This window comes from Aeromonas sobria, from assembly GCF_050266975.1.
Taxonomy (GTDB): Bacteria; Pseudomonadota; Gammaproteobacteria; order Enterobacterales; family Aeromonadaceae; genus Aeromonas; species Aeromonas sobria_B.
Window position 1 is genome coordinate 1 of the sequence record NZ_JBKISU010000167.1, and the last position, 210, is coordinate 210.

At 57.6% G+C, this 210-nt stretch carries 1 protein-coding gene; it reads right to left on the reverse strand.

The genetic code is table 11. The annotated features are described in order from the left end of the window. Positions 1–210 (reverse strand): transposase (locus ACLHZ1_RS20950; RefSeq protein WP_427263577.1); only part of this gene is annotated, 210 nt, incomplete at both ends.

Genomic DNA, 210 nt, shown 5'->3' on the forward strand with positions numbered 1-210 from the left:
TGACGCCTGCTTCGGCCAGCCAGCGATTGATGGTCTTGAACAATTGGCGGGCCAGTTGATGCTGCTCCAGCAGGTGGCGGAAATTCATGATGGTGGTGCGGTCCGGCAAGGCGCTATCCAGGGATAACCGGGCAAACAGACGCATGGAGGCGATTTCGTACAGAGCATCTTCCATCGCGCCATCGCTCAGGTTGTACCAATGCTGCATGC